This is a genomic window from Stenotrophomonas sp. RG-453 (assembly GCF_033843685.1).
GTDB lineage: Bacteria > Pseudomonadota > Gammaproteobacteria > Xanthomonadales > Xanthomonadaceae > Stenotrophomonas > Stenotrophomonas bentonitica_A.
Genome location: NZ_JAMYED010000007.1, coordinates 329,141 through 338,312 on the forward strand (window position 1 = coordinate 329,141; position 9,172 = coordinate 338,312).

Annotated in this window: 8 protein-coding genes; 6 read left to right on the top strand and 2 right to left on the bottom strand. The window is 65.9% G+C overall.

Annotated features, from left to right (window positions below; all coding sequences use genetic code 11):
• Position 1 precedes the first annotated feature (1 nt).
• Positions 2–1,390: an FAD-binding oxidoreductase gene (locus NJD74_RS15355; protein WP_266084995.1), complete on the bottom strand. Its 1,389-nt coding sequence runs from the start codon at positions 1,388–1,390 to the stop codon at positions 2–4.
• Between the two features lie 220 nt (positions 1,391–1,610).
• Between NJD74_RS15355 and serA the strand changes: the two genes are divergently transcribed.
• The gene (gene serA / locus NJD74_RS15360) at positions 1,611–2,852 is read left to right on the top strand and encodes a phosphoglycerate dehydrogenase (protein WP_319624520.1); all 1,242 of its coding nucleotides are present in this window, start codon (positions 1,611–1,613) and stop codon (positions 2,850–2,852) included.
• On the opposite strand, the gene NJD74_RS15365 is transcribed toward serA, so the two are convergent.
• A complete protein-coding gene (locus NJD74_RS15365) occupies positions 2,846–3,430 on the bottom strand; it encodes an NUDIX hydrolase (RefSeq protein ID WP_102788422.1) in 585 nt (194 codons plus the stop codon). The two genes, serA and NJD74_RS15365, sit on opposite strands and share 7 nt — an antisense overlap.
• Positions 3,431–3,615: 185 nt before the next feature.
• Between NJD74_RS15365 and NJD74_RS15370 the strand changes: the two genes are divergently transcribed.
• From NJD74_RS15370 to mtnC, 5 genes are all read left to right on the top strand, one after another.
• Positions 3,616–5,094 (top strand): amino acid permease, encoded by a 1,479-nt coding sequence (locus tag NJD74_RS15370; protein ID WP_070427280.1) that lies wholly within the window; start codon positions 3,616–3,618, stop codon positions 5,092–5,094.
• A gap of 68 nt (positions 5,095–5,162) precedes the next feature.
• Positions 5,163–6,590 carry an amino acid permease gene (locus NJD74_RS15375; protein ID WP_070427279.1) on the top strand — a complete coding sequence of 476 codons (1,428 nt, stop codon included), beginning with the start codon at positions 5,163–5,165 and terminating at the stop codon, positions 6,588–6,590.
• 419 nt (positions 6,591–7,009) lie between these two features.
• Entirely contained in the window at positions 7,010–7,651 is a 642-nt protein-coding gene (locus tag NJD74_RS15380; protein ID WP_026069746.1) for a methylthioribulose 1-phosphate dehydratase, read from the top strand.
• A 118-nt stretch (positions 7,652–7,769) separates the two neighbouring features.
• A complete protein-coding gene (locus NJD74_RS15385) occupies positions 7,770–8,333 on the top strand; it encodes an acireductone dioxygenase (RefSeq protein WP_019182986.1) in 564 nt (187 codons plus the stop codon).
• 3 nt (positions 8,334–8,336) lie between these two features.
• Positions 8,337–9,035: an acireductone synthase gene (gene mtnC, locus NJD74_RS15390; protein WP_319624521.1), complete on the top strand. Its 699-nt coding sequence runs from the start codon at positions 8,337–8,339 to the stop codon at positions 9,033–9,035.
• Positions 9,036–9,172: the final 137 nt, after the last annotated feature.

Here is a 9,172-nt window from a genome sequence, read left to right on the forward strand (position 1 = left end):
CTCAGAGGTCGAAAACCTTGCCCGGATTCAGCAGCGCTTGGGGATCAAACGCGCGTTTGACCGCCTTCATCAGCGCGATTTCCGGCGCACTGCGCGTGCTGTCCAGATAGCCCTTCTTGACCAGGCCGATGCCGTGCTCGGCCGAGATGCTGCCATCGAAACGGCTCAGCACACCGGCGAGCAGTTTGGTGACGTGCTCGCACTGGGTCAGGAACTCCGTATCGGCGGTATCGTCAGGCTTGAGCACATTGATGTGCAGGTTGCCGTCGCCGATGTGCCCGAACCAGACCACCTCGAACTGCGGGTACGCCTGCCCGATCAGCGCCTGGGTTTCGGCGAGGAAGGCCGGCATGGCCGAGATGCGCACCGAGACATCGTTCTTGTAGGGCTTGTAGCGCGCCACCGCCTCGGTGATGCCCTCGCGCAGGCGCCACAGCTGCGCGGCCTGCGCATCGCTCTGGCTGACCACGCCATCGCTGACCCAGCCATGCTCCATGCAGTCTTCGAACGCCGCCATGGCCGCCGCTTCCTGGACCTCATCGCCGGCCGCGAACTCAGTGACCACGTAATACGGGTAGACCTCGGCGAACGGTGCCTGCGCCCCATGCGCCAGCACATGCTCGAGCGCGCGGTCGGTGAAGAACTCGAACGCCTGCAACTGCAGCCGCTCGCGGAACGCGGCGAACACCTGCATCAGCACCTCGAACGAGGGCAGCGCCAGCAGCATCACGTTGCTGGCCGGCGGCGGATCGGTGAGCTTCAGGGTGGCTTCGACGATCACGCCGAGCGTGCCTTCCGAGCCGATCAGCAGCTGACGGAAATCGTAGCCGCTGGAATTCTTGATCAGGCCCTTGTTGAGCTCGACCAGCTCACCGGCCATGGTCACCACCTTCAGCCCGGCGATCCACTCGCGCGTATTGCCGTAGCGGATCACCCGGATGCCGCCGGCATTGGTGGCGATGTTGCCACCGATCGAGCATGAGCCTCGCGCAGCGAAATCCACCGGGTAGATCAGCCCGTGTTCGAGCGCGGCGTTGTGCACCGCCTCCAGTGCCATGCCGGCCTGCACGGTCAGAGTGCGGTCGACCGCATCGAAGGCCAGCGGTTTGTTCATGCGCTCCAGGCTGAGCACCAGCTCGCCGTGCGCCGCCACCGCGCCACCGGACAGGCCGGTACGGCCGCCGGAGGGCACCACGGCCACGTGTTGGGCGCTCGCCCAGCGCAGGATCGCCTGCACCTCATCGACCGTTCCCGGCAGTGCGATCGCCAACGGTGCCGGCACCCAGCGCCGGGTCCAGTCGCGGCCGTAGTGCTCCAGATCGGCCGGGTCGGTCTTCAGGCGCAGCCCGGGGCAGTCGTGCAGGAGCGAATCAAGGCGCGGATCGGTCATGGGGCGTCTGGCGGTGCCGGGGGAGCCCGCAAGCCTGCCAGCCACCACGGGCCGCGTCCAGTAGCGGAGCCCCGGGTGCCGGAGCCCGTGGCGATCCCCAGGGCGGGCAACGGAAATAGGTGCATCTGAAACCGTTTCGCCACCGATTGGCGCACCGCACCATCGCCGCCCGCTTCTGGCATAGTTGAGGGCTCCCGCCGCCACACGTCGCACGCCGCCCATGTCGCCGAAAAAGACCTCGTTCCCGAAGCAGGATATCCGCGTACTGTTGCTCGAGGGGGTCAGCCAGACCGCGATCGACGTGTTCACCGCGGCCGGCTATTCGCAGATCGAACTGCACAGCAAGGCGCTGCCCGAAGACGAGCTCAAGGCACGCATCGCCGAGGCCCACATCGTCGGCATCCGCTCGCGCACGCAGCTCAGCGCGGACGTCCTGGTACATGCCAAGCGCCTGATGGCGGTCGGCTGTTTCTGCATCGGCACCAACCAGGTGGACCTGGAGGCGGCAGAACTGGCCGGCATCCCGGTGTTCAACGCGCCCTACTCCAACACCCGCAGCGTGGCCGAGCTGGTGATCGCCGAGGCGATCATGCTCACCCGTGGCATCCCGCAGAAGAACGCCGAATGCCATCGCGGCGGCTGGTCCAAGTCGGCCGCCGGCAGCCATGAGGTGCGCGGCAAGACGCTGGGCATCATCGGCTACGGCCATATCGGCACCCAGGTCGGCGTGATGGCCGAAGCGATGGGCATGCAGGTGCTCTTCCATGATGTCGAAACCAAGCTGTCGCTGGGCAATGCCCGGGCGGCGATCAGCCTGGACGACCTGCTGGCACGTGCGGACATCGTCACCGTGCATGTACCCGAGACCCCGGCCACCCAGTGGATGATCGGCGCCGATGAACTGGCCCGGATGCGCCCCGGCGCGCACCTGATCAATGCCGCGCGCGGCACCGTGGTCGACATCGACGCGCTGGATGCGGCGCTGCGTTCAGGCCACCTCGGCGGCGCGGCGGTGGACGTGTTCCCGGTCGAGCCCAAGGGCAACGGCGATGCCTTCGTCTCGCCGCTGACCGCGCACGACAACGTGATCCTGACCCCCCACGTGGGCGGCAGCACGCTGGAAGCGCAGGACAACATCGGCGTGGAAGTGGCGGCCAAACTGGTGCGCTACAGCGACAACGGCAGCACCCTGTCGGCGGTCAACTTCCCGGAAGTGACCCTGCCCGAGCATGCCGAGAGCCTGCGTCTGCTGCACATCCACCAGAACGTGCCGGGCGTGCTTTCCAAGGTCAACGAGATCTTCTCGCGCCACAACGTCAACATCGACGGCCAGTTCCTGCGCACCGACCCCAAGGTCGGCTACGTGGTGATCGACATCACCGCCAGCGAAGCCCAGGCCGGCGCGGTCCGCGAAGAGCTGGCCGCAATCCCGGGCACCCTGCGCACCCGCGTTCTTTATTGACGGGTCAGCCAGCGCTTGGCCATGCGCGGCAGCGAATCATCCCCATCGGGGGTCTCGATCGCCGCGTTGGCCACGTCACGGATCTCGCGCCAGGCCAGCGCCAGTGATTCTTCGCTGATCGCGAACTGCTCGCTGCCCAGCGCCCGCACCACGTAGCGGGCGTCGTAGTGCCAATGCCCCGGCACATCCTTGCGTTCCGGGATCCAGTGCTTGTCGATGTCGAACAGTTCGCCATCCTCCAGCACCAGCGCGGTCAGCCCGGATTCCTCCTCGGCCTCCTTCAGCGCCACCTGGGCCAGATCGCGCTCGCCATCGGCGTGGCCGCCCAGTTGCAGCCAGCGGTCCAGCTTGCGGTGGTGGGTCAGCAGGACCCGCTGCCCGTCGGCGCTGACCAGCCAGGCACTGCCGGTGAAGTGGCCGGCCAGCCGCTCACGCAGGAAGGGATTCAGAGGATCGTCCAGGAGTGTGCTGAATTCGTCAGCCAGTGCGGCTTGATTCGGGTGGCGGCGGGCGTAGGCATCAAGCTGACTGCGCAGTGCAGCGTCAGGAATGGCAACGGATTCGGGGTTCAGCGACATGGCAGGAGCAGGCATCGTGCGGATTTGGCCGATTATCGCTCGGCCATGCTGCATTTGTGCTTGTACAGCGGCTTCAGCTTTGGCTAAGGTACAGCGGGCCCCGCACCGCTGGGGCGCCCAGTCGCCATCAGGGCGTGCGGCAATGTATCGCGCGCCTCACCTTTGTTCTTTTAGGGAAGCACTGCATGCTGAAGTCTCTGTTGAGGGTCAAACCGGTCGCACCGGCACCGCACGTCGATGCTGGCGAGCCCATCGAAGGCAGCCTGGATGGCGAGCCCACACTGAAACGGACCCTCACAGCGAAACACCTCATCCTGCTTGGCATCGGTGCGGTGATCGGTGCGGGCATCTTCGTCATGACCGGCCAGGCCGCGGCCTTCCATGCCGGCCCTGCCGTCACCCTGTCATTCATCGCAGCAGGCCTGGCCTGTGCTCTTGCCGGCCTGTGCTACGCGGAGTTCGCGGCCATGATGCCCGTCTCGGGCAGCGCATACTCTTACTCATACGCGACCCTGGGCGAAGGCATGGCCTGGTTCATCGGCTGGTGCCTGGTACTGGAGTACCTGTTCGCCTCGGCATCCGTTGCGGTGGCTTGGTCGGCGTATCTGATCAGCTTCATCACCACCACCCTGCATCTGCCCTTCCCGGACGCGCTGGCATCGGCGCCGGTGGCGTGGGAAGCAGGACAGTTCGTGTCCTCTGGGAAGCTGTTCAACCTCCCCGCCGTTCTGATCGTGGCGGCCGTCACCGGCCTGCTCTACGTCGGCATCACCCAGTCGACCTTCATCAACGCCATCATCGTCGCGATCAAGGTCGCGGTGATCTGCCTGTTCATTGGCGTCGGCGTGGCGTACATCGATCCCGCCAACTGGACTCCGTTCGTTCCAGATAACACGGGCACGTTCGGCGAGTTCGGCTGGAGCGGCGTCCTTCGCGCGGGCTCCATCGTGTTCTTCGCGTTCATCGGGTTCGATGCGGTGTCCACCGCCGCCGGTGAAACCAAGGATCCACAGCGCAACATGCCGATCGGCCTGCTGGGTTCGCTGGCCATCTGCACCATCATCTACGTGATCGTGTGCCTGGTGCTGACCGGTCTGGTGCCCTACACCCAGCTCGGTACTGCCAAGCCGGTAGTGACCGCGCTGGAAGCCCACCCCCAGCTGTCGTGGCTGAAGACCTTCGTCGAAGTCGGCGCCATCGCCGGCCTGTCCTCGGTGGTGCTGGTGATGATGATGGGGCAGACCCGCATCGCCTACACGATCTCGCGCGACGGTCTGCTGCCAAGGCTGTTCGGCAAGGTGCACGCACGGTTCAAGACCCCGTACGTGGCCACCATCATTGTGGGCGTCATCGCAGCGGCGCTGGCTGGCCTGATGCCCCTCAATGTCCTCGGTGAACTCGTGTCGATGGGCACGCTGCTCGCGTTCGCCACTGTCTGCGTGGGCGTGCTGATCCTGCGCTACACGCGCCCGGAACTGCAGCGACCGTTCCGCGTCCCGGCCGTGTGGCTGATCTGCCCCCTGGGCGCGCTGGCATGCCTGACGCTGTTCGGCATGGCATTCCGTGAGCATTGGCATCTGTTTGTTGGCTGGACCTTGCTGGGGACACTGATCTACTTCGGCTACGGCATCCGCCACAGCAAGCTGAACAAGAAGTCCGCCTGAGTGCTACCGGGCCGGCCCAGTGCCGGCCCGGTCGTTTGTTACATCGCGCCTGAGAAGAAATCCAAACCATGTTCAAGCAACTGTGGGCCACCAAGCATCCGCACGCCGCCCATGAAGACGCCAATGGCCTGAGCCTGCGCCGTACCCTCGGCCCGTGGGGCCTGACCGCGCTGGGCATCGGTGCGGTGATCGGCGGCGGCATCTTCGTGATCACCGGCCAGGCCGCAGCCAACCATGCCGGCCCGGCGATCATGCTGTCGTTCGTGCTGGCCGCGATCTGCTGCGCGTTCTGCGCGATGGCCTATGCCGAATTCGCGGCGATGGTGCCGGTCTCCGGCAGCGCCTACACCTATACCTATGCCACGTTCGGCGAGCTCTCGGCCTGGTTCATCGGCTGGATGCTGGTACTGGAATATGGCGTCTCCGCCTCGGCGGTGGCCGTCAGCTGGACCGGCTATTTCCTGAGCCTGCTCAGCCATTTCGATATCCATCTACCCGCCGCGCTGGTCAGCGCGCCGCTGGATGGCCAGCTGCGCCCGACCGGCGCGATCGCCAACATCCCGGCCGCCGTGCTGGTCCTGCTGCTGACCTGGCTGTGCTACGTGGGCATCAGCAAGTCCTCGGCCATGAACATGGCGATGGTGGTGCTCAAGACCGCGCTGATCCTGCTGGTGATCGTGGTGGGCTGGAAATATGTGGATCCGGCGAACTGGACCCCGTTCATTCCGGACAACGAAGGCCCGGGCAAGTACGGTTTCGACGGCGTGCTGCGCGGTGCCGCGATGGTGTTCTTCGCCTATATCGGTTTCGAGGCGGTGTCCGTAGCCGCGCAGGAATCGCACAAGCCGCAGCGCGACATGCCGATCGGCATGCTGCTCTCGCTGGTGATCTGCACCGTGCTGTACATCGCCATGGCCGCGGTGATGACCGGGCTGGTGCCGTACCAGCTGCTGGGTACCGATGAGCCGGTGGTGACCGCGGTGGCCGCACATCCGCAGCTGGGCTGGTTGCGCGTGGTCGTGGAGATCGGCGCGCTGATCGGGCTGTCCTCGGTGGTGCTGGTGATGGTGATCGCGCAGCCGCGCATCTTCATGATCATGGGCCGCGACGGGCTGCTGCCGCCGCTGTTCACCAAGATCCACCCCACGTACCGCACGCCGCACATCAACACCGTGATCACCGGCATCGGCATCGCGCTGCTGGCGGCGGTGTTCCCGCTGGACGTTCTGGGCGAGCTGACCTCGATGGGCACGCTGATCGCGTTCGCGGCGGTCTGCGCCGGCGTGCTGATCCTGCGCCGCACCCAGCCGGACCTGCCGCGTCCGTTCCGGATGCCGATGGCGTGGCTGATCTGCAGTCTGGGGGTGCTGAGCTGCATCGCGCTGCTGACCGCGATGACGGCCCACAACTGGATGCTGATGGGCTTCTGGACGCTGGGCGGTTTCGCGATCTACTTCGGTTATGGGTATCGCCATAGCCGCCTGCGCGGGAATTAAAGATCACGCCTAAGCCAACGGCCGAAGCACCGGCCGAAGCGTCAGCTCTCCTGTTTCGGTCGGTTTGGCGGGGTGGTATGGGTTCGCGGGGGACGCCGTGAATCCATCCATGGAGGCTTATGTCGCCGCATCCCTGCGGCTCATACCCCCGCCAACCCACACCACCCCGCCTCTGACAGCGTGCGGGTGACGGTGCCCACGTCAGATGCAACGCCAAACACCCGGCCTTCGGCTTCCGGTTCGGCTTCGCCTCACTGTGCGGAAGGACGGACGGGGTGGGGTTTGAGGGGGTATGAGCCGCATGGATGCGGCGACATAAGCCTACAGGGACGTACTTGCGGCGTCCCCCGCAAACCCCACCCCGTCCGGCCCAGTCGACAAACCTGCTTTTAGCGTTTGACCTAGCTAAAATGACCGGCATGAGCACCCCCACCTTCCCGTACGACACCGCGCGCCTGAGCGAGCTGGCCCAGCTGCTGATCGACAACGTCCGCGAGCTGGCCCACGCCGGCTGGACCCCGGCCACCAGCAGCAACTTCTCCCACCGCCTGGATGACCGCCATGCCGCGATCACCGTGTCCGGCAAGGACAAGGGCCGGCTGGTGGAGGACGACATCATGGTGGTCGATTTCGACGGCAAGGCCGTCGGCCGGCCGCTGCGCCCGTCTGCCGAGACGTTGCTGCACACCCAGCTGTATCGCCGCTTCCCGGAGATCGGCTGCGTGCTGCACACCCATTCGCCGGTGCAGACCATCGCCTCCCGGCTGTATGCGCCGCAGGGCCATATCCGCCTGGAAGGCTACGAGCTGCTCAAGGCCTTCCACGGCAACAGCACCCACGAGATGGCGGTGGATGTGCCGGTGTTCGCCAACACCCAGGACATGGATGTGCTCTCGGCCCAGGTCGATGCCCTGCTCGACACCCAACCGCTGTGGGGCTACCTCATCGATGGCCACGGCCTGTATGCCTGGGGCCGCACCATGGCCGAGGCACGCCGGCACATGGAAGCCTTCGAATTCCTGCTCCACTGTGAGCTGGAGCTGCGCAAGCTGCGCGGCTGATCGCGCTCAGATTCCTGAAGAGAATCTGTATTCCGCGCATCGCCATCAGTGCGTCGCCCCCGCCCCGGCGCCGCACTGGTACCCTTTCCTTCCCCCTCTTCGCCTCGATGCCGCCGCCATGAGCCGACTCCGCATATTTGATGACACCGCCCCGGATGTCCCGCTGTTCGACAGCCGGGATGGCGAGGCGATCGCTGCCGAACTGACCCCGATCGGCGTGACCTTCGAGCGCTGGCAGGCGGCCCATGAGGTCGCCCCGGGCGCCAGCCAGGACGAGGTGTTCGCCGCCTACAAGGTCGACATCGACCGGCTGGTCGCCAAGCACGGTTTCAAGAGTGTGGATGTCGCCTCGATCGCGCCGGACAACCCCAACCGCGCCGAGCTGCGCAAGAAGTTCCTGGACGAGCACTTCCACAAGGAAGATGAAGTCCGCTTCTTCGTCGCCGGCTCGGGGCTGTTCACCCTGCACGTGGATGGCAAGGTCTACGAGATCGAGTGCGTGAAGAACGATCTGATCGCCGTGCCCGATGGCATCACCCACTGGTTCGACATGGGCGAGGAGCCGAGCTTCGTGGCCATCCGCTTCTTCACCGAGCCGGATGGCTGGGTCGGCCATTTCACCGGCAGTGACATTGCCCAGACCTTCCCGCGTTACCACCCCGCACAGCACCAGGCCGACTGATCCATGCCGCATCCGACCGTCATCCTCACCGATATCGAGGGCACCACCAGCAGCATTTCGTTCGTCAAGAACGTGCTGTTCCCGTATGCGCGCAAGGCGCTGCCGGCGTTCGTCGCCGCGCATGGCCAGGAGCCGCAGGTGCGCCGCTGGCTGGATGCGGTGGCGGTCGAGATCGGCGGCGCCTGCCAGGACAGCCTGATCGTGGAGACGCTGCAGGGCTGGATCGACCAGGACCGCAAGCACACCGCGCTCAAGGCGCTGCAGGGCATGATCTGGGAAGCCGGCTACCGCAATGGCGACTACAAGGCGCACTTCTATCCCGAAGTGGCCGCCGTGCTGAAGGGCTGGCATGCCGAGGGCAAGCCGCTGTACGTGTATTCCTCCGGCTCGGTGCCGTCGCAGAAGCTGTTCTTCGGCTTCAGCGAAGCCGGCGATCTGACCGGGCTGGTCTCGGGCTGGTTCGACACCGAGGTTGGCGGCAAGCGTGAGGCGGACAGCTACCGCCACATCGTCGCGGCGATCGGCGTGCCGGCCGGGCAGATCCTGTTCCTGTCCGACGTGGTCGAAGAGCTGGATGCCGCGCGCGACGCCGGCCTGCAGACCCGTCTGCTGGATCGCCTGGACGATTACCCGCTGCCGCGCAGCGGTGAAGCCACCCACGGCCACGACCGCGTCGAGAATTTCCAGCAGATCACGCTGTAAGACCCCCCATCGGTAGCAACTGTGTTGCTGGAGGAGCTTCAGCCCCCCACCGGACGGGCATGGTAGTGCCGGCCGCTGGCCGGCAGCCGTTGGAGATGTGCCCCGGCGCGCTTCAGGCGGGGATCGATTCGCTTTGG